The following is a 23937-nucleotide window of genomic DNA, read 5'->3' on the forward strand; positions in this document are numbered from 1 at the left end:
CCTTGGTGCGTGGGGTCGGTCAGCGTTCGAGTTCCGCCTCGGCCGCGGCGAGTGCCGCGAACTCCTCCTCCGGCGCCTTCGCCACCAGGTGGTGGCGACTGTAGAACGCGAAGTAGGCGAGGGCGACCACGTACACGGCGAGGGCGATGAAGGCCGCGTCCTTGTCGACCAGGAAGGTCGCCACCAGCGCGGACAGGGCCAGGACGAAGGCGACCGAGGAGGTCACCACACCGCCGGGGGTGCGGTACGGGCGGGGCAGCCCGGGCTCGCGGCGGCGCAGCACGATGTGGGAGAGCGCCATCAGCGCGTACGAGATGGTGGCGCCGAACACCGCGATGTTCAGCATCCGCGCCCCGTCCCCGGTCCCCGCGGCGAGCGCGAAGCCCAGGGCGCCGGGGATGAGCAGCCCCAGGTAGGGCGACTTGCGGCGGCTGGTGAGGGAGAGGAAACGGGGGAGGTAGCCGGCCCGGGACAGCGCGAAGAGCTGGCGGGAGCCCGCGTAGATCAGGGAGAAGAAGGAGGCGACCAGGCCCGCGAGGCCCGCGTAGTTGACGAAGCGGCTGAGCGCGGTCGGCTCCCCGTCGCCCTGGAGGGCGACCACCAGCGGATTGCCGGCCTCCTGGATGGCGGCCGAGCCGCGGGCCCCGGTCGCCGCGAGGAAGGTGATCAGCGCGAGGACCACGAGGACGCCCATCGACAGGGCGAGCGCCCTCGGCATCGAGCGCACCGGGTCCTTGGCCTCCTCGGCGGCCAGCGGCACGCCCTCGACGCCCAGGAAGAACCACATGCCGAAAGGGAACGCGGCCCAGATGCCGAGGAGACCGAACGGCAGCCAGGAGCTGGAGCCCGTCGCCTCCGGGTCCGCCGGGATGTCGTTCAGGCCGGACACGTGGAAGTCGCTCAGCGCACCGAGCGCGAAGACCAGCAGCGCGGCCACCGCGACGGCCGTGACGATCAGACTGAAGCGCAGCGCCTCGCCCACGCCCCACAGGTGGATGCCGATGAAGAGGGCGAAGCAGACCAGATAGACGGGCCAGCCCGACTCCAGTCCGAAGAGTCCGAGGGACTCGACGTAGTCGCCGATGAAGATGGAGATGGCGGCGGGCGCGAGGACGTACTCGATGAGGATCGCCGTGCCGGTGAGGAAGCCGCCCCAGGTGCCGAGCGCCCGCCGGGCGAAGCCGTAGCCGCCGCCCGCGGTGGGCAGGATCGCGGACAGTTCGGCGAGGGAGAAGACCAGGCAGGCGTACATCGCGCCCATGAGGACGGTGGCGACGGCGAGACCGCCGAAGCCTCCCTTGGACAGGCCGATGTTCCAGCCGGAGAAGTCGCCGGAGACGACGTACGCCACGCCGAGACCGGTGAGCAGCAGCCAGCCCGCGCTGCCGCGGCGCAGGGTGCGGCGCTGAAGATAGTCGTCGGGCGCGGCCTGGTGTCCTGTGGTGCCTGAGGTGTCTTCCAGCGTCATGGCGGCGGTCAGCTCCCCGGAACGAACCCAATGGATTGGTGCCATACCTTTGCGTCGTCGGGGCGGGCGGCGCAAGACCCGTGCGTTACGTTCCGGTTACGCGGCCGGGGCGCCCCTCAGGTCAGGAAGCCGCGCAGCAGCGCCGCCGTCCCCGCGCAGTGCTCCCGCATCACCTCGCGCGCCGCGTCCGCGTCCCCGTCGAGCACCGCCTCCACCAGCGCCGTGTGCTGGTGCTGCGAGTGCTCCAGGTTGCGCACGAGGAGCGGGATGCAGTCGAGGAGGTCGTTGACCGTCGCCCGCACCGCCGCGTACTGCGCGGTCAGCGTCGGCGAGCCGGACAGCTCGGCGAGGGTGAGGTGCAGCAGCGTGTCCTGCCGCCGGTAGTCGCCGAGCGGGGCGTCATGGGTCGCCGCCAGGGCCTTCCGCAGCCGCTCGGCGCCCGCCTCGTCCAGGCCGTGCGCCGCGCACAGCCCGGCCGCGCCCACCTCCAGGACCTCCCGGAAGCGCAGCGTGTCCTCCATGTCGACGGCCGCGATCCGGCGGCGCAGCTCCGCCTCGTCGGCGGTCCGCTCCCGCCGCAGCACGAACGTTCCGCCGTACCGGCCGCGCCGGCTCTCCACCAGACCCTGTTCCTGGAGCACCTTCAGGACCTCGCGCAGGGTCACCCGGCTGATCCCCATCCGGTCCGCGAGCTCCCGCTCCGCCGGCAGCCGCTCCCCGCCCGGCACCAGACCGAGCCGCACGACCTGCAGGATCTGCTCCAAGGCCTCCTCGAAACCGTTGCCCGCCCGCACCGGCCGCAGTACGGGCGTCAGCCGGTCCGCCGGTTCACTCGTCCTGGCCACCTCGCCGTTTCCCCTTCCCAAGCAATGGTTCTGCGCAATACCTTATGGCTCCCGGCAGGCCGAAGGAGGAGTAATCCCGTGGCAGACCGCACACCCCCGCTCGCCGTCGACGAGCTGCGCTCACTCGTCGCGAGCGGCGAGATCGACACCGTCGTCCTGGCCTTCCCCGACATGCAGGGACGCCTCCAGGGCAAGCGGTTCGCCGCACCGTTCTTCCTGAGCGACGTCCTCGACCACGGCACCGAGGGCTGCAACTATCTTCTGGCCGTCGACACCGAGATGAACACCGTCGACGGCTACGAGATGTCCTCCTGGGACCGCGGCTACGGCGACTTCGCCATGCGCCCCGACCTCTCCACCCTGCGCCGCGTCCCCTGGAACGAGGCCACCGCCATGGTGATGGCCGACCTCGCCTGGAGCGACGGCAGCCCCGTCGTCGCCGCGCCCCGCCAGATCCTCCGCCGCCAGCTCGACCGGCTCGCCGAGCACGGCTTCACCGCCCACGTCGGCACCGAGCTCGAGTTCATCGTCTTCAAGGACACCTACGAGCAGGCGTGGGACGCCGACTACCGCGGCCTGACCCCGGCCAACCAGTACAACATCGACTACTCGATCCTCGGGACGGGCCGGATCGAACCCCTGCTGCGCCGCATCCGCAACGAGATGACCGCCGCCGGACTCACCGTCGAGTCAGCCAAGGGCGAGTGCAACCCCGGCCAGCACGAGATCGCCTTCAAATACGACGAGGCCCTCGTCACCTGCGACCAGCACGCCGTCTACAAGACCGGCGCCAAGGAGATCGCCGCCCAGGAGGGCTGCTCGCTCACCTTCATGGCCAAGTACAACGAGCGCGAGGGCAACTCCTGCCACATCCACCTCTCCCTCCAGGACGCCGACGGCCGTAACGTCATGGCGGGGGACGGGCCCGACGGCATGTCCGACGTCATGCGGCACTTCCTCGCCGGCCAGCTCGCCGCCCTGCGCGACTTCTCCCTGCTCTACGCCCCCAACATCAACTCCTACAAGCGGTTCCAGCCCGGCTCCTTCGCCCCCACCGCCGTCGCCTGGGGCCACGACAACCGCACCTGCGCCCTGCGGATCGTCGGCCACGGCCGCTCCACCCGCTTCGAGAACCGACTCCCCGGCGGCGACGTCAACCCCTACCTCGCCGTCGCCGGGCTCGTCGCCGCCGGCCTCCACGGCATCGAGCAGGGCCTCGAACTCCCGCCCGCCTGCACCGGCAACGCCTACACCGGCGAGTACGAGCACGTGCCCACCACCCTGCGCGAGGCCGCCGAGCTCTGGGAGAACAGCGAGATCGCCAAGGCCGCCTTCGGCCCCGAGGTCGTCGCCCACTACCGCAACATGGCCCGCGTCGAACTCGACGCCTTCGACGCCGCCGTCACCGACTGGGAACTGCGCCGCTCCTTCGAACGCATGTGAGGAACGACTTGCCGCACGAACTGCACGTCCTGAACCCGGCGACCGAGGAGCTCGTCGCCACCGTCCCCGCCGCCACCCCGGCCGACGTCGACACCGCCGTCGTCCGGGCGGCCGAGGCCCAGCGCTCCTGGGCCGCCGCCGCCCCCGCCGACCGGGCCCGCGTACTGCGCCGCTTCGCCGCCACCGTCGACGCCCACCTCGAGGAACTCGCCCTCCTGGAGGTCCGCGAGGCCGGCCACACCCTCGGCAACGCCCGCTGGGAGGCCGGGAACGTCCGCGACCTGCTCGACTACGCGGCCGGGGGAGTGGAACGCCTCAACGGCCGCCAGATCCCCGTACCCGGCGGCCTCGACATCACGATCCTCGAACCCCTCGGGGTCGTCGGCGTCATCGCCCCCTGGAACTTCCCCATGCCGATCGCCGCCTGGGCCACCGCCCCCGCCCTCGCCGCCGGCAACGCCGTGATCCTCAAGCCCGCCGAGACCACCCCGCTCACCGCGCTCCGGCTCGCCGAGCTCGCGCTGGAGGCCGGCCTCCCCGAGCGCCTCTTCCAGGTCCTCCCCGGCGAGGGCCCGGTCGCCGGGAACGCCCTCGTCGAACACCCCGGCATCGCCAAGATCGTCTTCACCGGCTCCACCCGGGTCGGCAAGCAGATCATGGCGAAGGCCGCCGGCCAGGTGAAGCGGGTCACCCTCGAACTCGGCGGCAAGAGCCCCAACATCGTCTTCGCCGACGCCGACCTGGAGGCCGCGGCCGCCGCCGCCCCCATGGCCTTCCTCGACAACAGCGGCCAGGACTGCTGCGCCCGCACCCGCATCCTCGTCCAGCGCACCGCGTACGACCGCTTCCTGGAACTCCTCACCCCGGCCGTCGAGGAGATCGTCGTCGGCGACCCCCTCGACGAGCGCACCCAGATGGGCCCCCTCATCTCCCGCGCACAGCTCGACCGCGTCCGCTCCTACGTCACCGGCGCCACCGAGCACACCCCCGGCGCCGACGCCGTCCGCGGCAAGGCCCCCGAAGGCCCCGGCTTCTGGTTCCCGCCCACCCTCCTCACCGGACTCCCCGAGGACGCCCCCTGCGCCGTCGAGGAGGTCTTCGGCCCCGTCGCCGTCGTCCTGCCCTTCGAGGACGAGGCCGACGCCGTACGGCTCGCCAACGCCACCCCGTACGGCCTGTCCGGCTCGATCTGGACCCGCGACGTCGGCCGCGCCCTGCGCGCCTCCCGCGCCGTCCGGGCCGGCAACCTCTCCGTCAACTCCCACTCCAGCGTCCGCTACTGGACCCCCTTCGGCGGCTTCGGCCAGTCCGGCCTCGGCCGGGAACTGGGCCCCGACGCCCTGACCGCCTTCACCGAAACCAAGAACGTCTTCATCAGCACGGAGGCATGAGCACCATGACCGACACCGAGAGCACCGAAGAGATCATCTGCCGCCGGCTCGTCGGCCGCACCGCCGTCATCACCGGCGCCGGCAGCGGCATCGGCCTCGCCACCGCCCGCCGCCTCGCCTCCGAAGGCGCGAACGTGGTCTGCGGCGACATCGACGAACAGGCCGGCAAGGCCGCCGCCGAAGAGGTCGGCGGGACCTTCGTCAAGGTCGACGTCACCGACCCGGAGGAGGTCGAGAACCTCTTCAAGGTCGCCTTCGACACCTACGGCTCCGTCGACATCGCCTTCAACAACGCCGGCATCTCGCCCCCCGACGACGACTCCATCCTGGAGACCGGCCTCGACGCCTGGAAGCGCGTCCAGGACGTCAACCTCACCTCGGTCTACCTGTGCTGCAAGGCCGCCCTGCCGTACATGCGCCGCCAGGGCCGGGGCTCCATCATCAACACCGCCTCCTTCGTCGCGATCATGGGCGCCGCCACCAGCCAGATCTCCTACACCGCCTCCAAGGGCGGCGTGCTCGCCATGTCCCGCGAACTCGGCGTCCAGTTCGCCCGCGAGGGCATCCGCGTCAACGCGCTCTGCCCGGGCCCCGTCAACACCCCGCTGCTCCAGGAGCTCTTCGCCAAGGACCCCGAGCGGGCCGCGCGCCGTCTCGTGCACATCCCCGTCGGCCGGTTCGCCGAGGCCGAGGAGATCGCCGCCGCGGTCGCCTTCCTCGCCAGCGACGACTCCTCGTTCATCAACGCCACCGACTTCCTCGTCGACGGCGGTATCTCCGGCGCGTACGTGACCCCCCTCTAGCCCTCGCCCGACGCCGCCACCCCTCCCCACCCCCACACCCCCACCGCGCGCAGCCGGGCGCCACGCGGCGCCCGGCTGCCGTGCGAGCCGAGGGGCTAGAGGAAGGTCCGGCCCTCGCCCCGGTACGTCGGCACGGCGGCCGTGACGCGGTCGCCCTCCACCAGGTGCAGGGTGTCGAAGCGCTCGCACAGCTCGCCGGCCTTCGCATGCCGGAACCACACCTTGTCCCCGATGCGCAGATCGTCGGCGGGGGACCCGATCAGCGGGGTCTGCACCTCGCCCGGGCCCTCCTGCGGGTCGTAGCGCAGCCCCTCCGGGAGATACGGGACCGGGAGCCGGTCCCGGCCGGCGGCGCCCGAGGCGGGGTAGCCGCCGCCGAGCACCGTCACCACACCCACGCCGGGGCGGCGCACCACCGGCTGCGCGAACAGGGCCGCCGGGCGGCCCGTGAAGGACGTGTAGTTGTCGAACAGACGCGGCACGAACAGCCCCGAACCCGCCGCGATCTCCGTCACCGCGTCCTCGGCCGCCGTGTGCTGCACGCTGCCCGTCCCGCCGCCGTTGACGAACTCCAGCTCCGGCGCGACCGCCCGCACCGCCCGGACCACCGCCGCCCGGCGCGCCGCCAGCTCCCGGCGCGCCGCCGACTGCATCAGCCGGATCGCCCGCGAGCGCAGCGGCCGGCCCGCGACCGCGTCCCCGACACCCGCCACATGACCCTCGTACGCCATCAGCCCCACCAGCCGGAAACCGGGCCGGCGCGCGACCGACCGCGCCAGCTCGGCCATCTGGGCGGGCTCCCGCAGCGGCGAGCGCAGGGCCCCGATCCGCACCCGGCCGCCCAGCAGCCGCAGCGAGGTGTCCAGCTCCAGACAGACCCGGATCTCCTCCGCGCCGCCCGCCCGCGACGCCTCGATCAGATCGAGCTGCGCCACGTCGTCGACCATCACCGTCACGGCCCCGGCCAGCTTCGCGTCCCCCGCGAGCTCCGCGAACCCGGCCCGGTCGGCCGACGGATACGCAAGCAGCACGTCCTCGAACCCGGCCCGGGCCAGCCACAGCGACTCGGCCAGCGTGAACGACATCACGCCCGCGAACCCGTCCCGCGCCAGCACCCGCTCCAGGAGCGCCCGGCACCGCACCGACTTGCTCGCGACCCGGATCGGCTTCCCGCCGGCCCGGCGGAGCAGATCCTCGGCGTTGGCGTCGAAGGCATCCAGATCGACGAGCGCGACGGGCGCGTCGAGATGGGCGGTGGCCCGGTCGTACCGGGCGCGGTCGGCGGCACGGGGAGTCATGGCCCGAGCTTGCCAGAGACGTTTACGCGTGGGTAGCCCCTTGATCGGGCGGCACCCCTCAGTTCCCGCCCCACCGGGAACAGCCCGTAGAGTGGCGGCCATTGTTTCGCAGATCGACCAGGGGGACGGCGATGAGCACCGAGCCGCAACGCCCCACGTCCCGCATCACCGAGGCCCTCCTCCCCCCGGAGCCTCCCACGGCTCGAGCGAGCCGCCCGGCGGCTCCGGCGCCCCACCCGACGGCCGCAGCGCCCGCGCCTGCGGCGAGCCGCCCGGTGGCTTCGGCTCCGGGGACGGATCGCCCGGTGGGCGCCGAACCGGGTGCCCGCCAGGGCGAGGGCCGTGTGGCGCCCGGCTTTCCTGCGACGGCGGACGGTCGCGGGCCGGTGACCTCGTCGGGGCGCTCGATGCCCACCGCTCCCGGCGTCGGCGAGGGCCGAGCGGCCCCCGCCTCCCCGGTGTCGTCGGACGCTTCCGGGCCGGTGACCTCGTCCGGGCGCTCGATGCCCACCGCCCCCGACGCCCGCGCGGGCCGTGTGGCCCCGGCGTCGCCGGACCGTCCCGCCGCCGGCGTGCCCGCACAGCCCGCGTCCGCCTCCCGCATCACCGAGGTCCTGGCGCCCTCGCAGCGCCACCCGTCGGCCGCTTCCGCGCCGCCCGCGCCCCCCGCCACCGGCGCGAGCGCCCCCGCACCCGCGCGGGCGCGCCGTGCCGCGCAGCCGCTGCCGCCCGAGCAGCCGGCGCGCGGGGCCGTGGTGCCCGCCGAGACCCCGGCCGAGACCACCACCCGGCTCCGCCCCGTACGGGACGGACGCCCCGCGCCCGCCCGCCCCACCGACGCACCCGCACCGGGACCCGCACCCACCCCCGCGTACGCCTACGACCCCTGGGCCCTGTCCGCCGAGACGCCCGCCGAGACCACGACCCGGCTGCGCCCCGTACGGGAGCGCAGCACCGGCCGGGTCGTGGCCGCCGCCGTGTGCGCCGTCCTGGCCCTCGGGCTGGTCGGCGGCGCCGTCACCGGCGCGGTCCTCGCCGGCACCGGGGCCGGTGAAGCCGCCGAACCGCCCGGCTACACCCCGGCCCGCGCGCTCTGGCACAACGCCCCCGTCGACACCCTCTTCCCCCGCACCCTCCCCGGCCCCGCCGCCGGACCCGGCGGCTCCGCCCGCACCTGGACCCGGATCGTCGTCGCCCCCGACGCCCCGTGCACCGCCGCCACCCTCCCCAAGGCCCTGCACACCGCCCTCCGGACCGTCGGCTGCGAGCGCGTCCTGCGCGCCACCTACACCGACGCGACCTCCTCCCACGTCACCACCGTCGCCCTCGTCTTCACCCAGGCCGACCCCGCCACCATGCGCACCCTCGGCTCCCGCGCCGCCGACGAACCGGCGCCCGCCCTCCCCGGCCCCGGCACCGTCGCCGAGCGCTTCGGCGACCGGCAGCGCGCCAGTTGGTGGCGGCACATCCTGACCGACCTGCCCGTCGTCGTCACCGCCGTCTCCGGCTTCGCCGACGGCCGCGCCGTCGCCGAACCCGAACCCGCCGACCGCGCCATGACACCCAAGCGGACCACGCCGGTCGCCCAGGCCGGCCTCGGCCACGAGGCCAAGGGCGTCGGCGACGCCGTCGAACGCGCCCTGCGCAAGACCGTCGCCGCCACCGTGCGGGAGGACCAGGAGTGATCCGCCGCCACCGGGTCCGGGGCGCGGCCGCCGCCCTGCTCGCCGCCGCCTTCACCGTCCTCCCGGCGACCACCACCCCCGCCTACGCCGACACCATCCGCGCCCGGCAGTGGGGCCTCGACGCCCTGCACACCGCCGAGGCATGGCGCACCACCCGCGGCGAGGGCGTCACCGTCGCCGTCCTCGACACCGGCGTCGACGCCACCCACCCCGACCTCGCCGGCTCCGTGCTGCCCGGCACCGACCTCGTCGGCTTCGGCGCCACCCGAGGCGACCGCGCCTGGGCCCGCCACGGCACCGCGATGGCCGGCATCATCGCCGGACACGGCCACGGGCCCGGCGGCCAGGACGGCGTCCTCGGCGTGGCCCCGAAGGCGAGGATCCTGCCCGTGCGGGTCATCCTCGAAGGCACCGACAAGGCGCGGGACAAGGCCCGCAAGACCCGCGGCACCGCCCTCGCCGAAGGCATCCGCTGGGCCGCCGACCACGGCGCCGACGTCATCAACCTCTCCCTCGGCGACGACTCCGAGTCCGCCCACCCCGACGCCGGCGAGGACGCCGCCGTGCAGTACGCCCTCGCCAAGGGCGTCGCCGTCGTCGCCTCCGCCGGCAACGGCGGCGAGAAGGGCGACCACATCTCCTTCCCCGCCGCCTACCCCGGCGTGATCGCCGTCACCGCCGTCGACCGCTACGGCACGCGGGCCTCCTTCTCCACCAGCCGCTGGTACGCCACGGTCAGCGCCCCGGGCGTCGACATCGTCATCGCCGACCCCGACCGCCGCTACTACGAGGGCTGGGGCACCAGTGCCGCCGCCGCGTTCGTCTCCGGCGCCGTCGCCCTCGTCCGCGCCGCCCACCCCGACCTGACCCCGGCCCAGATCAAGCGGCTCCTCGTCGACACCGCGCGCAGCCGTCCCGAGGGCGGCCGCAGCGACGAGAAGGGGTACGGAACGGTCGACCCGGCCGCCGCGATCGAGGCGGGCGCCAGGCTCAAGGGCACCGACCTCAAGACCGTCGCGGCCGGCCACACCGCCCGCTACTTCGGCCCCGGGCCGCAGCCCGCCCCCGAGGAGGCCCACCCCATCGGTCTCCTCGCCCCCCTCGCGGGCGGGATCGGCGTCCTCTTCCTCGCCGCCGCCGTCGCCCTGTGGCGGGGCAGCCGCAGTCACTGACCGGCCGCCGGTTAGGCTCCTCGGGTGGCGCTCAAGAACATCCCCGACCCCGGCTTCTCCGACGACGACGGCACCGCCGACCCGCGGCTCGCCGCGGCGCTGGCGGCGTGGGCGGAGGACAGAACCGCACACGGGCCCGTCCTCGACGCCCTTCGCGACGCGCGGCTGCTCGTGCCCGTCGTCGCGCTCCTCGGCGAGGTCGAGGTCGATCCGGCCACGGGGCTGCGCCAGGAGAAGACCAGCGACATGGCCGTCCCCACGCTGACGGCCGGGGACCGGCGGGCGCTGCCGGCCTTCACCTCGATCGCCTCGCTCGCCCTGTGGGACCCGGCCGCCCGGCCCGTCGCCGTCCCCCTGCGGCAGGCCCTCGCGGCCCTCGTCCACGAGAAGGCCGACACGCTGGTGCTCGACCTGGCGGGACCGGTGCCGTACCAGATCACCGGCTCGGCGCTGCTCGCGCTCGCCGAGGGCCGCAGCAGTACGGACCCGCTGGACGACCCGGCGGTACGGGACGCGGTGCGCGCCGCGGTCGCCGCCGAGCCCGCCGTCCTGCGCGCCCACCTGGGACCGGGCGCCGCCGACGGCGTCCTCGCCCTGGTCCTCGCCGAGGACGCCGCCCCCGCGGAGGCCGCCCAGCGCGTGGCCCGGCGGATCGCCGCCGACGAAACACTGAGGGCCCGCCTGGTGCGCGGCCTCGACCTGGCACTGCTGCCGGCCTCGGCCACGCCTCCCGGCGAGCCCTTCTACGTAAGGAACTAGTCGTACGGGGGCGATCCCATGGGCGCCCCCGTACCTGCGGCCTACTATCCGTACACCGGACCCGTGTACTTCTCGCCCGGGCCCTGGCCCGGCTCGTCCGGGACGATGGATGCCTCGCGGAAGGCGAGCTGGAGGGACTTCAGGCCGTCCCGCAGCGGCGCCGCGTGGAAGGAGGAGATCTCCGTCGCGCCGCCGTCGAGCAGGCCCGCCAGGGCGTGGATCAGCTTGCGGGCCTCGTCGAGGTCCTTGTGCTCGTCGCCCTCCTCGGTGAGTCCGAGCTTCACCGCGGCGGCGCTCATCAGGTTGACGGCGACCGTCACGATCACCTCGACCGCCGGGACCTCGGCGATGTCGCGGGTCATGGCGGCGAAGTCGGGAGCTTCCGAGGAAGCGGAGGAGTCCGTGGACTCGTGCTGGGGCGTCTCGCTCATGTCCCACACGATAAGCGGACGTACGGTTCGCGCCGACCGGCGGGTCCTGCTAACCTTGTGTAACGACCGGCCGGACACATGCGTGCCCGGCCCACAAGTGGAGGCTCCGACTTCCCACCTTGCCGTCCTCACGGGCGGCGGGTCACCGGTCAGGTGGTCACCATCGTTCCGTACGGACGATGGAGCCGCCCGATGTGCGCCCCGCGGTTGACCGCGGCGGTGCTCCGGTTTTCCGTGGAGCCCCGCCTGTGTCCCGTCGGGGCATTTTTCGTGCGCCCGCTCGGTTGGTCTCGACAGTTCTACCGTGTACGTGTCCGTCCGCCAGGCGGTCGCGTGGTGCTACCGAGGAGGATCCATCAGCGCCGAGCCCCGCATCAACGAGCGGATTCGCGTTCCCGAGGTGCGTCTTGTCGGCCCCAGTGGCGAGCAGGTGGGCATCGTCCCGCTTGCCAAGGCCCTGGAGCTCGCGCAGGAGTACGACCTCGATCTGGTTGAGGTCGCGGCGAACGCCCGTCCGCCCGTGTGCAAGCTCATGGACTACGGGAAGTTCAAGTACGAGTCGGCCATGAAGGCCCGTGAGGCGCGCAAGAACCAGGCGCACACGGTCATCAAGGAGATGAAGCTCCGGCCGAAGATCGACCCGCACGACTATGACACCAAGAAGGGTCACGTCGTCCGGTTCCTCAAGCAGGGTGACAAGGTCAAGATCACGATCATGTTCCGTGGTCGTGAGCAGTCCCGTCCGGAGCTCGGTTACCGACTGCTGCAGCGCCTCGCGGAGGACGTTCAGGAGCTTGGCTTCATCGAGTCCAACCCGAAGCAGGACGGCCGGAACATGATCATGGTTCTCGGTCCGCACAAGAAGAAGACCGAGGCCATGGCCGAGGCGCGTGAGGCACAGGCCGCTCGCAAGGCCGAGCGTCAGGGCGGTTCTTCCGAGGCGCCCGCCGCCGAGGAGGCCCCGGCCGAGCAGGCTCCGGTCGAGCAGGCCCCGGCCGACGCGTCGGCCGAGAACCCCGAGGCGTGATCCCGCGGGGCTGCCTCTCCCGGCAGCCCCAGGGCTTCCGCCCCGGAACCACCAAACGAAGAATTGACGCTCCCTGTCGTCCGGTGTCCGCACCGGGGGAGCGCCACTGACGAGGAGAGAACGGCGCTATGCCGAAGAACAAGACGCACTCCGGTGCCAAGAAGCGCTTCAAGGTCACCGGCTCCGGCAAGATCCTGCGCGAGCGCGCCGGCAAGCGCCACCTGCTCGAGCACAAGTCGTCCAAGCTGACGCGTCGCCTCACGGGCAACGCCGAGATGGCCCCGGGTGACTCCGCCAAGATCAAGAAGATGCTGGGCATCTGATCTGATCTCCCGCCCTCGGCGACGAGGGCATCCGGCACAGACCGGGACCCATCCGATTTCCGGGTCGTGTGAGCATCACCACGGCCCCGCTACAAGGAGTTAAGAAGTGGCACGCGTCAAGCGGGCAGTCAACGCCCACAAGAAGCGCCGGGCGATCCTCGAGCAGGCCTCCGGCTACCGCGGTCAGCGTTCGCGCCTGTACCGCAAGGCCAAGGAGCAGGTCACCCACTCGCTGGTCTACAACTACAACGACCGCAAGAAGCGCAAGGGCGACTTCCGTCAGCTCTGGATCCAGCGCATCAATGCCGCTGCCCGCCTGAACGGCATGACGTACAACCGCCTCATCCAGGGTCTGAAGGCCGCCAACATCGAGGTGGACCGCAAGATCCTCGCCGAGCTGGCCGTCAACGACGCCAACGCGTTCGCCGCGCTGGTCGAGGTCGCGCAGAAGGCCCTCCCGGCCGACGTCAACGCCCCGAAGGCCGCCGCCTGATCTTCCAGGTCGCAGTACTTCTGCCCGGACCCGCAGGCCCCGCGCCTGCGGGTCCGGCGCGTTGACCGCCGTTTCCGCTTCCGCCGCCGTTTCGCCGCCGTACCCGAACCGGGCCGAGCCGAGTCAGAGAGCCGCAGGCACATGTCCACCCCCGAGCTGATCTCCCCGCGTTCGCCGCGCGTCGTCGCCGCCCGACGGCTCGCCAAGCGCAACTTCCGGGGCAAGGACCGCCTCTTCATCGCCGAGGGCCCGCAGGCCGTCCGCGAGGCCGTCGAGCACCGCGGCAGCACCGGTGAACCGACCCTCGTCGAGCTCTTCAGCACCGTCGAGGCCGCCGAGCGGTACGCCCCGATCGTCGACGCCGCCCGCGCCGCCGGCGCCCGCGTCCACCTCGCCTCCGACGCCGTCCTCGCCGAGGTCTCCCAGACCGTCACCCCGCAGGGCCTCGTCGGCGTCTGCCGCTTCCTCGACTCGCCCTTCGAGGAGATCCTCGCCTCCCGGCCCAAGCTGGTCGCCGTCCTCGCGCACGTCCGCGACCCCGGCAACGCCGGCACCGTGCTCCGCTGCGCCGACGCGGCCGGCGCCGACGCCGTGATCCTCACCGACGCCTCCGTGGACCTGTACAACCCCAAGTCGGTACGCGCCTCCGTCGGCTCCCTCTTCCACCTGCCGGTCGCCGTCGGCGTCCCGGTCGAGCAGGCCGTCGCCGGCCTCAAGAGCGTCGGCGTCCGGATCCTCGCCGCCGACGGCGCGGGCCAGGACGACCTCGACGACGAGCTCGACGCCGGCACCATGGGCGGCCCCACCGCCTGGGTCTTCGGCAACGAGGCGTGGGGGCTGCCCGAGGAGACCCGGGCCCTCGCCGACGCCGTCGTCCGCGTCCCGATCCACGGCAAGGCCGAGAGCCTCAACCTCGCCACCGCGGCCGCCGTGTGCCTGTACGCCTCCGCGCGCGCCCAGCGCCCCCGAACCGCCTCCTGAGGCCCCACCGGACGCGCTCGCCTAGTAGGGTGACGGACTCGGGCCCACTGCGGTACACGGAGGGGTGGGATACGGGGATGAAGGCCGGCACGGGAAGTCCCGCACACGCACGGAGCGCCCCACCCCACGCCCCCACGGCCCCCGACCGGGCGGGCGCCGAACCGACGCCGTACAGCGCGGAGAACGTCCCCGCCGCGACCCCGGAAGCCGACCCCTTCGCCGGGCTCGGCATCGATCCCGACGACCTGCCCGACGGGCTCGTCGTCGCCGACGAGGACGGGCGGGTCGTCTGCTTCAACGCCGCCGCCGGCCGCATCACCGGCCTGCCCGCCGACGCGGCGCTCGGCCGGCCGCTCGATCAGGCGCTGCCGCTCGAAGACCTCAAGGGCCGCCGCTGGTGGGCGCTCACCGACCCGTACGGGGGGCTCGCCACCCGGCGCGGGCAGCCCGAGCGGAATCTGCTGCTGCCCGGCGGCCGCGAGGTCCTCGTCTCCGCCCGTTACGTCCGCGCCCACCCCACCGGACCCGTCCGGCGGGTCGTCGTCTCCCTGCGCGGGACCGAGGCCCGGCGCCGTACCGAGCGCAGCCACGCCGAGCTCATCGCCACCGTCGCCCACGAGCTGCGCTCCCCGCTCACCTCCGTCAAAGGCTTCACCGCCACCCTCCTCGACAAGTGGGAGCGGTTCACCGACGACCAGAAACGGCTCATGCTGGAGACCGTCGACGCGGACGCGGGCCGCATCAAGCGGCTCATCGCCGAGCTCCTCGACATCTCCCGGATCGACTCCGGGCGGCTGGAGGTGCGCCGCCAGCCCGTCGACATCGCCGCCGCCGTAGGTCGCCATGTGCACGCCCACACCACCGGCGGCCAGTCCCCGGACCGCTTCTTCGTCCGGGTCCACCCCGGCCTGCCCGATCTGTGGGCCGACCCCGACAAGATCGACCAGATCCTCGGCAACCTCCTCGAAAATGCGGTGCGCCACGGCGAGGGAACCGTCACCATCGAGGTGGCACCCACCACGGCCACCACCGACGGAGAGAAGGGGACGGAGGTCACCGTGAGCGACGAAGGCCCCGGTATCCCCGAGGAGTCGATGGGCCGCGTCTTCACCCGCTTCTGGCGGGGCAGCAAGCGTGGCGGCACCGGGCTCGGCCTCTACATCGTCAAGGGCGTCGTCGAGGCCCACGGCGGCACGATCACCGTCGGACGCGGCCCCCGTGGCGGAGCCGAGTTCCGATTTATCCTGCCCGTCGGCACCCCGGCCCACCTCCTCTGAGGTCTCCCGCGAGGTCTTCCGCGGACCCCTCCCGGGTCTCACCAGGCGAGACCGTACGAGATCAGGAGCCGCCCGGGCCGCCCACGGGCTCATTCGCGTCCCCCCACCCCGTTAGACTCGTCCTTTGGCACGTTTGCGCCCTTGACGTCGAGCGGGGCCGCCCAGCCAGCCAACGGAAGCACGGGAAGAGATGTCGGCACCCAATAAGTCGTACGACCCGGTCGAGGTCGAGGCCTTGAAACCGGAAGAGATCGAGCGCATGCGGGACGAGGCGCTCGCCGCCTTCGCCGCCGCAGGCGACCTCGACGCGCTCGCCCACGCGAAGACCGCGCACACCGGCGGCACCTCGCCGCTGGCGCTCGCCAACCGCGAGATCGGCGCCCTGCCCCCGCAGGCCAAGGCCGCGGCCGGCAAGCTCGTGGGCCAGGCCCGCGGTGCCGTCTCCAAGGCGCTGGCCGCCCGCCAGGCCGAACTGGAGGCCGAGCGCGACGCGCGCGTCCTCGTCGAGGAGGCCGTCGACGTCACCCTGCCGTACGACCGCGTCCCGGCCGGAGCCCGCCACCCGCTGACCACCCTGATGGAGCGCGTCGCCGACGTCTTCGTCTCGATGGGATACGAGGTCGCCGAGGGCCCCGAGGTCGAGGCCGAGTGGTTCAACTTCGACGCCCTCAACTTCGTGCCGGACCACCCGGCGCGGCAGATGCAGGACACCTTCTTCGTCCAGGGCCCCGAGGGTACGAGCGGCGACGAGTCCGGTGTCGTCCTGCGCACCCACACCTCGCCGGTCCAGGCCCGCACCCTCATCGACCGGGAGCCCCCGGTCTACGTGGTGTGCCCCGGCCGCGTCTACCGCACCGACGAGCTCGACGCCACGCACACCCCGGTCTTCCACCAGATCGAGCTGCTGGCCGTCGACGAGGGCCTCACCATGGCCGACCTCAAGGGCACCCTCGACCACATGGTCCAGGCGCTCTTCGGCCCGGACATGAAGACCCGGCTGCGCCCGAACTTCTTCCCCTTCACCGAGCCGTCCGCAGAGATGGACATGCTCTGCTACGTCTGCCGCGGCGAGTCCGTCGGCAACCCGGACCGTCCCTGCCGCACCTGCGGCAGCGAGGGCTGGATCGAGCTCGGCGGCTGCGGCATGGTCAACCCGAAGGTGCTCGTCGCCTGCGGTGTGGACCCCGAGAAGTACAGCGGATTCGCCTTCGGGTTCGGCATCGAGCGGATGCTGATGTTCCGCCACAACGTCGAAGACATGCGAGACATGGTCGAGGGTGACGTCCGGTTCACCCGGCCGTTCGGGATGGAGATCTGATGCGGGTCCCGCTTTCCTGGCTGCGGGAGTACGTCGACCTGCCGGCGACGGAGACCGGCCGTGACGTGCAGGCCAAGCTCATTTCGGCAGGACTCGAGGTCGAGACCGTCGAGCAGCTCGGCGCGGGCCTCACCGGCCCGCTGGTGGTCGGCAAGGTCCTCACGATCGAGGAGCTGACGGAGTTCAAGAAGCCGATCCGCTTCTGCACCGTCGACGTCGGCCAGGCCAACGGCACCGGCGAGCCGCAGGAGATCATCTGCGGCGCCCGGAACTTCGCCGAGGGCGACAAGGTCGTCGTGGCCCTGCCCGGCGCCGTGCTGCCCGGCGACTTCCGGATCGCCGAGCGCAAGACGTACGGCCGGGTCTCGCGCGGCATGATCTGCTCGGGCGACGAGCTCGGCATGGGCGACGACGGCACGCACGGCATCATCGTGCTGCCGCCGGAGCACGAGGTCGGCACCGACGCCACCGCCCTCCTGGAGCTGTACGACGAGGTCCTCGACATCGCCGTCACCCCGGACCGCGGCTACTGCCTGTCGATGCGCGGCGTCGCCCGCGAGACCGCCATCGCCTACGGCCTGCCGCTGCGCGACCCGGCGCTCCTCGACGTGCCCGCCCCCAACGCGTACGGCTACCCGGTCCGGGTCACCGACCCGATCGGCTGCGACCGCTTCACCGCGCGCACCGTCGTCGGCCTGGACCCGGAGGCCCGGTCGCCGATCTGGCTGCGGCGCCGCCTGCAGAAGGCCGGCATGCGCCCGATCTCGCTCGCCGTCGACGTCACCAACTACGTGATGCTCGAGCTCGGCCAGCCGCTGCACGCCTACGACCGCACCCGGCTCGACGGCCCCATCGGGGTCCGCCGCGCCGAGGCCGGCGAGAAGATCACCACCCTCGACGGCACCGTCCGCGTCCTGGACGCCGAGGACCTGGTCATCACCGACAACCGCGGGCCGATCGGCATCGCGGGCGTCATGGGCGGCGCCAACACGGAGATCGCCGACCCGACGACCGACCCCGAGACCGGCATCGTCTCCGGCACCACCGAGGTCGTCGTCGAGGCCGCGCACTTCGACGCGATCTCGATCGCGCGCACCGCCCGCCGCCACAAGCTGTCCTCCGAGGCGTCCAAGCGCTTCGAGCGCGGCGTCGACCCGCAGGCCGCCGCCGCGGCCGCGCAGCGCACGGTCGACCTGCTCGTGCTCCTCGCGGGCGGCACCGCCGAGGCCGGCGTCACCGAGGTCATCGCCCCGTCCGCGCCGCGCACCATCACCATGCCGGCGAACCACCCCGACAAGGTGGCCGGCGTGGACTACGGCCGCGAGACCGTCGTCCGCCGCCTCCAGGAGGTCGGCTGCGACGTCTACGGCCAGGACGAGCTCGTGGTCACCGTGCCCTCGTGGCGCCCCGACCTCAACGAGCCGAACGACCTCGCCGAAGAGGTCATCCGGCTGGAGGGCTACGAGAACCTGCCCTCCACGCTGCCCAAGCCCCCCGCGGGCCGCGGCCTCACCGAGCGCCAGCGCACCCACCGCCGGGTGGGCCGCGCCCTGGCCGGCGCCGGCTACGTCGAGGCGCTGAACTACCCCTTCATCGGCGAGCAGGTCTTCGACCAGCTCGGCCTGGACGCGGACGACGACCGCCGCCGGGTCGTGAAGCTGGTCAACCCGCTCTCCGACGAGGAGCCCGCCCTCCGTACGACGCTGCTGCCGGGCCTGCTCGCCGCGCTGCGCCGCAACGACGGGCGCGGCAGCCACGACCTGGCCCTCTTCGAGACCGGCCTGGTCTTCCGGCCGGCCGAGGGACAGCCGGGCGTCGCCGTCCGCCTGCCCGTCGACCGCCGTCCCACCGACGAGGAGATCGCCGGCGTCAACGCCGCGCTGCCCGCGCAGCCGCGCCGCGCCGCCGTCGTCCTCGCCGGGGCCCGCGAGCAGGCCGGCTGGTGGGGCAAGGGCCGCCCGTCCGACTGGGCCGACGCGATCCAGGCGGCGCGGATCGTGGCCGCCGAGGCCGGCGCCGAGCTGGTGATCGACGCCGACCAGCACGCCCCGTGGCACCCGGGCCGCTGCGCGTCCTTCCAGGTCGTGATCGACGGCGAGCTGGTCCTCGCCGGTCACGGCGGCGAGCTCCACCCGCGCGTCGTGAAGGCCCTCGGCCTCCCGGCCCGCACCTGCGCCATGGAGCTGGACCTGGACGTCCTGGAGCGCGCGAGCGAGGGCCCCGTCAAGGCCCCGCGCATCTCCGCCTTCCCGGTCGCCACCCAGGACGTCGCCCTGGTCGTCGACCAGAACGTGCCCTCGGCGGTGGTGGAGTACTACCTCGCCGGCGGCGCGGGTGACCTCCTGGAGTCCATCCGTCTGTTCGACGTCTACACCGGCGACCAGATCGGCGAGGGCAAGAAGTCCCTGGCCTACGCCCTCCGCTTCCGCGCCCCCGACCGCACCCTGACGGTCGACGAGGCCACCGCGGCCCGCGACGCCGCGGTCGCCCTGGCCGCGGAACGCACGGGCGCGGTCCTGCGCGGCGCCTGACCGGCACGGCTGAAGGGGCCCCGCCCCGGGTGAACAACCCGGGGCGGGGCCCCTCGTGTTGCGCGGGGTGCTGCCGACATCTGCTGTGGAAGAGCGAGTCCAGGGCCGGAGCTGTGCTCCACGCACTCCCGTACGAGTTCGCTCACTCCTTCGGGTGAGATCCCCGGCCGGTGTTCCCCCGTGCCCTCCCGCCCCGCGAGAATCGACGCGGTCACAGGGGCGGGCCTGTGTGCCGCAGGGTCTTCGGGCGCTGGCGGGCCTCGGGAAGGGCCGTGGATGTTCCGTGACAGGTCGATGGTTGCCGAAGGCTCCCGGATGCGGCGGATGGCTCCGCTGGTGGCTCCCGTGGTGTGGGGGCTCGTGGCCGTCGCGTGGCGGTGGTGGTGTCCGCTGGCCAGGGAGCCCGGACTGCCCATGCGGATCGCCACCAGCGTCGTGTTCCTCACCGTCGGAGCGGGGCTCGTCCTCGGGGTGCGGCGGGGGCTCATGCGGGAGTTGGCGCGGGTGCGGGCCGTGGCCGAGGCCGCGCAGCAGGTGGTGCTGCGGCCGCCGCCCGCGCGGCTCGACGGGCTGGCCGTCGCGGCGGGGCAGTTGTCGGCGTCCCGGGGCGCCGTGGTCGGCGGTGATCTGTACGAGGCGGTGGCCACGCCGTACGGGGTGCGGATCGTCATCGGGGACGTGCGCGGGCACGGGCTCGCCGCGCTCGGCGCCGTGGTCGCCGTCCTCGGCAGCTTCCGGGAGGCGGCCCACGACGAGCCCGAACTCGCGGGCGTGCTGCGGCGCCTGGAGCGGGCGCTCGGGCGGCATCTGCGCGAGCGGGCCCGCGAGGAGCACCCGTCCCGGGCCGGGCAACCGCCCGAGCACCCCGCCGCCGAGGAGTTCGTGACCCTGCTGCTCCTGGAGATCCGCCCCGACGGGGAGGTCGACGTCCTCGACTGCGGCCACCCCGGCCCGTACCGGCTCGGCCGCCGCGCCGAAGCGGTGCCCGTCGGCGACCCGCTCCCGCCGCTCGGCGCCTTCCCGCTCCCCGCCGACCTCGTCCCGCACCGCGCGACCCGGCTGCTGCCCGGCGAGACGCTGGTGCTCTACACCGACGGCGCCGAGGAGGCCCGGGACCACCGCGGCCGCTTCTTCCCGCTGGACGCGGTCCTCACCGACTCGTTCGGCGACTCCCCGGCCGCCGTGGTCCGGCGCGTGCACACCGCGCTGCTGCGCCACACCGGCGGCCGGCTCGCCGACGACGTGGCCCTGCTCGTCGTCCGCAACGACCGGGTGCGGGTACCGGCGCAGCCCGCCGAACCCGGGCTGCGCCGCACCCGGCCCGCGCCCTCCCCGTACTAGTGGGACGGGACGGCGGGGGACCGGCGCCGCCCGCGCTGCCACGGAGTGTCGGGCAGATCAACAGCGCGGGCGGCGCGGGGACCGGACGGCCGCACTGTCAGAGGGGGAGCCGGCGGCCCGGTCCTCGCCCTTCGGCGAGGGAGCCAAGTCAACCCGTACCGGCGCGACTTCGACACCGCGCGCGAGAGGGAGGAACGAGCACTTCGTTCACACCCCGTGCGAAACCGTCCTTCACTACGCTGAAGCGCACCGAATCACCGGAGCGGTCCCATGCAGCCCAACTCCCTCACCCCGTCCGCCCGCAGGCCCTCGCCCAACGCCCTGCTGGACGCCCTCCTCGACGAGGCGGGCATGTCGCACGCCGGCCTGGCCTCCCGCGTGAACCAGGCGGGCCGGGCCCGCGGTCTCGCCCTGCGCTACGAACACACCGCCGTCGCCCGCTGGTTGAAGGGGCAGCGGCCGCGCGGCCAGGTCCCCGACCTCATCTGCGAGGTCCTCGCCGACCGGCTGCGGCGCGCCGTCACCCTCGACGACATCGGCCTCGGCGTCCCCGACGGCACGGGCGGGTGCCTCCCCGCGCCCGGCACACCGCTCTCCGGCTTCGTCGAGCGGGCCACCGCCCTGTGGCGCTCCGACGACCAGCGGCGCCCGCACCTGCGCGCCGCGCCGGCGGTGACCGGCACCCCGGCGGTGATGCCGGTCTGGGAGTGGGAGAACCCGCCGGAGGACACCGACGTCTCCCGCGACGGCCGCACCCGGGTCTCGGCCGCCGACGTCTCGACGCTGAGCGCCGCCCGGGCGCACTACGAGCACATGTACCGCAGGGCGGGCGGCATCGCGACGCGCGCCCGGATCGTCGGCTTCCTCACCACCGAGACCGCGCCGCTGCTGCGCGGCGCCTACGGGGACGCGCTCGGCCGCCGACTGCACCGGGCGGCCGGCGGCCTGGTGGCCGTGGCCGGGATCTGCGCCTACGACTCCGACGCCCAGGGCCTCGCCCAGCGCTACTTCCACCAGGCGCTGCGCCTGGCGAAGGCGAGCGGCGACCGCGGGCTCGGCGCCTATGTGGTCGCGCTGCTCGTCAACCAGTCGCTGTTCATGGGCGAGTACCGGCAGGCGGTGGCCTTCGCGGAGGCCGCGCTGCGCTCGGCGGGCCGGGAGATCACCCCGGCGCTCGCCACCGATCTGACGGCGATGCAGGCGAAGGCATACGCGCACCTCGGCGACGCGTCGGCGGCGCTGGCCTGCGTGCGCAGGGCCGAGGCGGAGGCGGAGCGGATCGCCCCCGGCCGCGAACCGGCGGAGACCGGTTACGTCCAGCCGGGTCTCGTCAACGTGCAGGTCGCCGAAGCCCTGCTCAGTCTGGGTGAACTCGCGGCGGCCCACGCGCACGCGGCGGCGGCCGTGGAGACCCCGGCGCACGACCGGGGCCGGGTGCACCGGCTGGCGATGTTGTGCCAGGTGCAGCTTCGGCAGGGGGAGCCGGACCGGGCCGCGCGGACGGCGGTGGAGATGACCGAGCGGGCGCGGGGGATGGAGTCGCGGCGGCTGCGGGACCGGCTGCGGCTGGTGCGGGAGCAGTTGCTCGCGAGTGGGGGAGGAGAGGCACGGGAGGCGGCCGAACTCATCGACGCCGCGCTGCGCGTGCCCCTGTGAGCCCGTTCTTGCGACCTCGTCACGCCTGCGATATTGCCACCACGTAATCACCGACCAGTCGGAAGGTGGCAAAACCGTGCAGTGGACGAAATTAAGTGAGCAGTCCGTCTATGAGAACCGCTGGTTCCGGGTCAATCTCGCGGACGTCGAGCTCCCCGACGGCCGCCGCCTCGACCACTATCTGATCCGGCTCCGCCCGGTCGCCGTCGCGACCGCCGTCAACGCCGCCGACGAGGTCCTGCTGCTCTGGCGCCATCGCTTCATCACCGACAGTTGGGGCTGGGAGCTGGCCGCCGGCGTCGTCGAGGACGGCGAGACGGTCGAGGCCGCCGCCGCCCGCGAGATGGAGGAGGAGACCGGCTGGCGCCCCGGACCGCTGCGCCCGCTGCTCACCGTGGAGCCGTCCAACGGCCTCACCGACGCCCGCCACCACCTCTTCTTCGCCGAGGAGGCCACCTGGACCGGGCCGCCCCAGGACGCCTTCGAGTCCTCGCGCCTCGCCTGGGTCCCGCTCAAGCTCGTCCCCGACATGATCGCCCGCGGCGAGGTCCCGGCCGCCAACATGGCCGCCGGGCTGCTGATGCTGCACCACCTGCGGCTGGGCTGAGTGCGGGGTCAGGGCCGGGGGCAGGGCCGGGGTCAGGGCCGGGCTGACGGCCGGGCGCCCCCGTACGTACCCCGGAAAAGGCCGGACGGCCCGTACCTGTGCGGTGTACGGGCCGTCCGGTGGCAGCGGAGGTGCTGAGCACGTCCGCGGTCAGGAGTACGGGTAGAAACCCGAACCGGTCTTGCGGCCGAGCCGGCCCGCGTCCACCATCCGCTGGAGCAGCGGGGGAGCGGCGTACAGGGGCTCCTTGTACTCGGCGTACATCGAGTCGGCGATCGAGGCGATCGTGTCCAGGCCGATCAGGTCCGACAGCTTCAGCGGCCCCATCGGGTGGGCGCAGCCGAACTCCATGCCGTTGTCGATGTCCTCGCGGCTCGCGATGCCCGACTCGAACATCCGGATCGCGGACAGCAGATACGGCACGAGCAGCGCGTTCACCACGAAGCCCGAGCGGTCCTGGGCGCGGATCGCGTGCTTGCCGAGGGTCTTCTCGGCGAACAACTGCGCCCGGCTGATCGTGCCCTCGGAGGTGGTGAGGGCGGGGATCAGCTCGACCAGCTTCTGCACCGGCGCCGGGTTGAAGAAGTGGATGCCGATCACATGGTCGGGGCGCGAGGTCGCCACCGCCAGCTTCACCAGCGGGATGGAGGAGGTGTTGGAGGCCAGGATGGCGTCCGGCCGGGTCACCACCTGGTCGAGGACCTGGAAGATCTCGGTCTTGACCTGCTCGTTCTCCACGACCGCCTCGATCACGAGGTCGCGGTCGGCGAACTCGCCCAGGTCGGTGGTGAAGCTGAGCCGCGCCAGGGTGGCGTCGCGCTCCTCCTCGCTGATCTTGCCGCGTTCGGCGGCCTTGGAGAGCGAGTTGTAGAGCCGCGTACGGCCGATCTCCAGCGCCTCGCCGGTGGTCTCGGCGACCTTCACCTCGAGACCGCTGCGGGCACACACCTCCGCGATGCCCGCGCCCATCTGGCCGCAGCCCACCACTCCGACGCGCTCAATGTCGGCCATGGAGTCCGTCACCTCGTGCCTTTCGCTCATGCTGGCGGCGGGCCCGTGTGATTCCGGTGCGTCCGCCTCGACCCCAC

21 protein-coding genes are annotated in these 23937 nt (G+C 73.4%); 16 read left to right on the forward strand and 5 right to left on the reverse strand.

The window, feature by feature from the left end; all coding sequences use genetic code 11:
- Positions 1-19: 19 nt before the first annotated feature.
- The gene (gene eat, locus ABZ135_RS13540; RefSeq protein ID WP_356695077.1) at positions 20-1468 is read right to left on the reverse strand and encodes an ethanolamine permease; all 1449 of its coding nucleotides are present in this window, start codon (positions 1466-1468) and stop codon (positions 20-22) included.
- Positions 1469-1584: 116 nt separating this feature from the next.
- The gene (locus tag ABZ135_RS13545; RefSeq protein WP_356695079.1) at positions 1585-2313 is read right to left on the reverse strand and encodes an FCD domain-containing protein; all 729 of its coding nucleotides are present in this window, start codon (positions 2311-2313) and stop codon (positions 1585-1587) included.
- 78 nt (positions 2314-2391) lie between these two features.
- On the opposite strand from ABZ135_RS13545, the gene ABZ135_RS13550 reads away from it, so the two are divergent.
- From ABZ135_RS13550 to ABZ135_RS13560, 3 genes are read left to right on the forward strand one after another with little or no spacing between them, the layout of a single operon-like run.
- A complete protein-coding gene (locus ABZ135_RS13550; RefSeq protein WP_356695081.1) occupies positions 2392-3756 on the forward strand; it encodes a glutamine synthetase family protein in 1365 nt (454 codons plus the stop codon).
- Positions 3757-3764: 8 nt separating this feature from the next.
- A complete protein-coding gene (locus tag ABZ135_RS13555) occupies positions 3765-5147 on the forward strand; it encodes an aldehyde dehydrogenase family protein (RefSeq protein WP_356695083.1) in 1383 nt (460 codons plus the stop codon).
- Positions 5148-5152: 5 nt separating this feature from the next.
- Positions 5153-5950: a 3-oxoacyl-ACP reductase gene (locus tag ABZ135_RS13560; RefSeq protein WP_356695327.1), complete on the forward strand. Its 798-nt coding sequence runs from the start codon at positions 5153-5155 to the stop codon at positions 5948-5950.
- Positions 5951-6045: 95 nt separating this feature from the next.
- Here ABZ135_RS13560 and ABZ135_RS13565 read toward each other — a convergent pair whose 3' ends face one another.
- Complete coding sequence (locus ABZ135_RS13565) at positions 6046-7248, reverse strand: amino acid deaminase/aldolase (protein ID WP_356695085.1); 1203 nt, start codon at positions 7246-7248, stop codon at positions 6046-6048.
- Between the two features lie 407 nt (positions 7249-7655).
- Here ABZ135_RS13565 and ABZ135_RS13570 point away from each other — a divergent pair, with 407 nt between their 5' ends.
- The 3 genes from ABZ135_RS13570 to ABZ135_RS13580 are packed head-to-tail and all read left to right on the forward strand — an operon-like array spanning position 7656 to position 10864.
- The gene (locus ABZ135_RS13570) at positions 7656-8933 is read left to right on the forward strand and encodes a hypothetical protein (RefSeq protein WP_356695087.1); all 1278 of its coding nucleotides are present in this window, start codon (positions 7656-7658) and stop codon (positions 8931-8933) included.
- Entirely contained in the window at positions 8933-10105 is a 1173-nt protein-coding gene (gene mycP / locus ABZ135_RS13575) for a type VII secretion-associated serine protease mycosin (protein ID WP_356695329.1), read from the forward strand. Before ABZ135_RS13570 ends, mycP begins: the two co-directional genes overlap by 1 nt.
- A 24-nt stretch (positions 10106-10129) precedes the next feature.
- The gene (locus ABZ135_RS13580; RefSeq protein WP_356695089.1) at positions 10130-10864 is read left to right on the forward strand and encodes an SseB family protein; all 735 of its coding nucleotides are present in this window, start codon (positions 10130-10132) and stop codon (positions 10862-10864) included.
- Between the two features lie 44 nt (positions 10865-10908).
- Here ABZ135_RS13580 and ABZ135_RS13585 read toward each other — a convergent pair whose 3' ends face one another.
- Complete coding sequence (locus ABZ135_RS13585; protein WP_356695091.1) at positions 10909-11295, reverse strand: DUF1844 domain-containing protein; 387 nt, start codon at positions 11293-11295, stop codon at positions 10909-10911.
- Positions 11296-11605: 310 nt separating this feature from the next.
- On the opposite strand from ABZ135_RS13585, the gene infC reads away from it, so the two are divergent.
- The 10 genes from infC (at position 11606) to ABZ135_RS13635 (ending at position 22849) form a co-directional block, all read left to right on the forward strand.
- Positions 11606-12322: a translation initiation factor IF-3 gene (gene infC, locus ABZ135_RS13590; RefSeq protein ID WP_356695331.1), complete on the forward strand. Its 717-nt coding sequence runs from the start codon at positions 11606-11608 to the stop codon at positions 12320-12322.
- Positions 12323-12450: 128 nt separating this feature from the next.
- Positions 12451-12645 carry a 50S ribosomal protein L35 gene (rpmI, locus tag ABZ135_RS13595; RefSeq protein ID WP_041128339.1) on the forward strand — a complete coding sequence of 65 codons (195 nt, stop codon included), beginning with the start codon at positions 12451-12453 and terminating at the stop codon, positions 12643-12645.
- Positions 12646-12751: 106 nt separating this feature from the next.
- Positions 12752-13138, forward strand: coding sequence for a 50S ribosomal protein L20 (rplT, locus tag ABZ135_RS13600; RefSeq protein ID WP_019884941.1), 387 nt, complete (start codon positions 12752-12754; stop codon positions 13136-13138).
- Between the two features lie 141 nt (positions 13139-13279).
- Positions 13280-14119, forward strand: coding sequence for an RNA methyltransferase (locus ABZ135_RS13605; protein WP_356695093.1), 840 nt, complete (start codon positions 13280-13282; stop codon positions 14117-14119).
- Between the two features lie 77 nt (positions 14120-14196).
- Positions 14197-15396, forward strand: coding sequence for an ATP-binding protein (locus ABZ135_RS13610; protein ID WP_356695095.1), 1200 nt, complete (start codon positions 14197-14199; stop codon positions 15394-15396).
- Between the two features lie 190 nt (positions 15397-15586).
- Positions 15587-16714 (forward strand): phenylalanine--tRNA ligase subunit alpha, encoded by a 1128-nt coding sequence (gene pheS, locus ABZ135_RS13615; RefSeq protein ID WP_356695097.1) that lies wholly within the window; start codon positions 15587-15589, stop codon positions 16712-16714.
- On the forward strand, positions 16714-19245 hold the full coding sequence (pheT, locus tag ABZ135_RS13620; RefSeq protein ID WP_356695099.1) for a phenylalanine--tRNA ligase subunit beta: 2532 nt from the start codon (positions 16714-16716) through the stop codon (positions 19243-19245). Before pheS ends, pheT begins: the two co-directional genes overlap by 1 nt.
- A gap of 276 nt (positions 19246-19521) precedes the next feature.
- A complete protein-coding gene (locus tag ABZ135_RS13625) occupies positions 19522-20586 on the forward strand; it encodes a PP2C family protein-serine/threonine phosphatase (protein ID WP_356695101.1) in 1065 nt (354 codons plus the stop codon).
- A 270-nt stretch (positions 20587-20856) separates the two neighbouring features.
- A complete protein-coding gene (locus tag ABZ135_RS13630) occupies positions 20857-22242 on the forward strand; it encodes a transcriptional regulator (RefSeq protein ID WP_356695103.1) in 1386 nt (461 codons plus the stop codon).
- A gap of 76 nt (positions 22243-22318) precedes the next feature.
- Entirely contained in the window at positions 22319-22849 is a 531-nt protein-coding gene (locus tag ABZ135_RS13635) for an NUDIX domain-containing protein (protein WP_356695105.1), read from the forward strand.
- A gap of 150 nt (positions 22850-22999) precedes the next feature.
- Here the strand turns inward: ABZ135_RS13635 and ABZ135_RS13640 are convergent, their stop codons facing one another.
- Complete coding sequence (locus ABZ135_RS13640; protein WP_356695107.1) at positions 23000-23860, reverse strand: 3-hydroxybutyryl-CoA dehydrogenase; 861 nt, start codon at positions 23858-23860, stop codon at positions 23000-23002.
- Positions 23861-23937: the final 77 nt, after the last annotated feature.

The sequence above is a fragment of the Streptomyces sp. NPDC006339 genome, from assembly GCF_040612775.1.
Taxonomy (GTDB): Bacteria; Actinomycetota; Actinomycetes; order Streptomycetales; family Streptomycetaceae; genus Streptomyces.

Coding starts and splice junctions, on each gene's coding strand:
- eat (WP_356695077.1), bottom strand. CDS start 1,468: ATGACGCTGGAAGACACCTCAGGCACCACAGGACACCAGGCCGCGCCC.
- ABZ135_RS13560 (WP_356695327.1), top strand. CDS start 5,153: ATGACCGACACCGAGAGCACCGAAGAGATCATCTGCCGCCGGCTCGTC.
- ABZ135_RS13565 (WP_356695085.1), bottom strand. CDS start 7,248: ATGACTCCCCGTGCCGCCGACCGCGCCCGGTACGACCGGGCCACCGCC.
- ABZ135_RS13570 (WP_356695087.1), top strand. CDS start 7,656: ATGCCCACCGCTCCCGGCGTCGGCGAGGGCCGAGCGGCCCCCGCCTCC.
- ABZ135_RS13585 (WP_356695091.1), bottom strand. CDS start 11,295: ATGAGCGAGACGCCCCAGCACGAGTCCACGGACTCCTCCGCTTCCTCG.
- rpmI (WP_041128339.1), top strand. CDS start 12,451: ATGCCGAAGAACAAGACGCACTCCGGTGCCAAGAAGCGCTTCAAGGTC.
- ABZ135_RS13605 (WP_356695093.1), top strand. CDS start 13,280: ATGTCCACCCCCGAGCTGATCTCCCCGCGTTCGCCGCGCGTCGTCGCC.
- ABZ135_RS13610 (WP_356695095.1), top strand. CDS start 14,197: ATGAAGGCCGGCACGGGAAGTCCCGCACACGCACGGAGCGCCCCACCC.
- pheS (WP_356695097.1), top strand. CDS start 15,587: ATGTCGGCACCCAATAAGTCGTACGACCCGGTCGAGGTCGAGGCCTTG.
- pheT (WP_356695099.1), top strand. CDS start 16,714: ATGCGGGTCCCGCTTTCCTGGCTGCGGGAGTACGTCGACCTGCCGGCG.
- ABZ135_RS13625 (WP_356695101.1), top strand. CDS start 19,522: ATGTTCCGTGACAGGTCGATGGTTGCCGAAGGCTCCCGGATGCGGCGG.
- ABZ135_RS13630 (WP_356695103.1), top strand. CDS start 20,857: ATGCAGCCCAACTCCCTCACCCCGTCCGCCCGCAGGCCCTCGCCCAAC.
- ABZ135_RS13640 (WP_356695107.1), bottom strand. CDS start 23,860: ATGGCCGACATTGAGCGCGTCGGAGTGGTGGGCTGCGGCCAGATGGGC.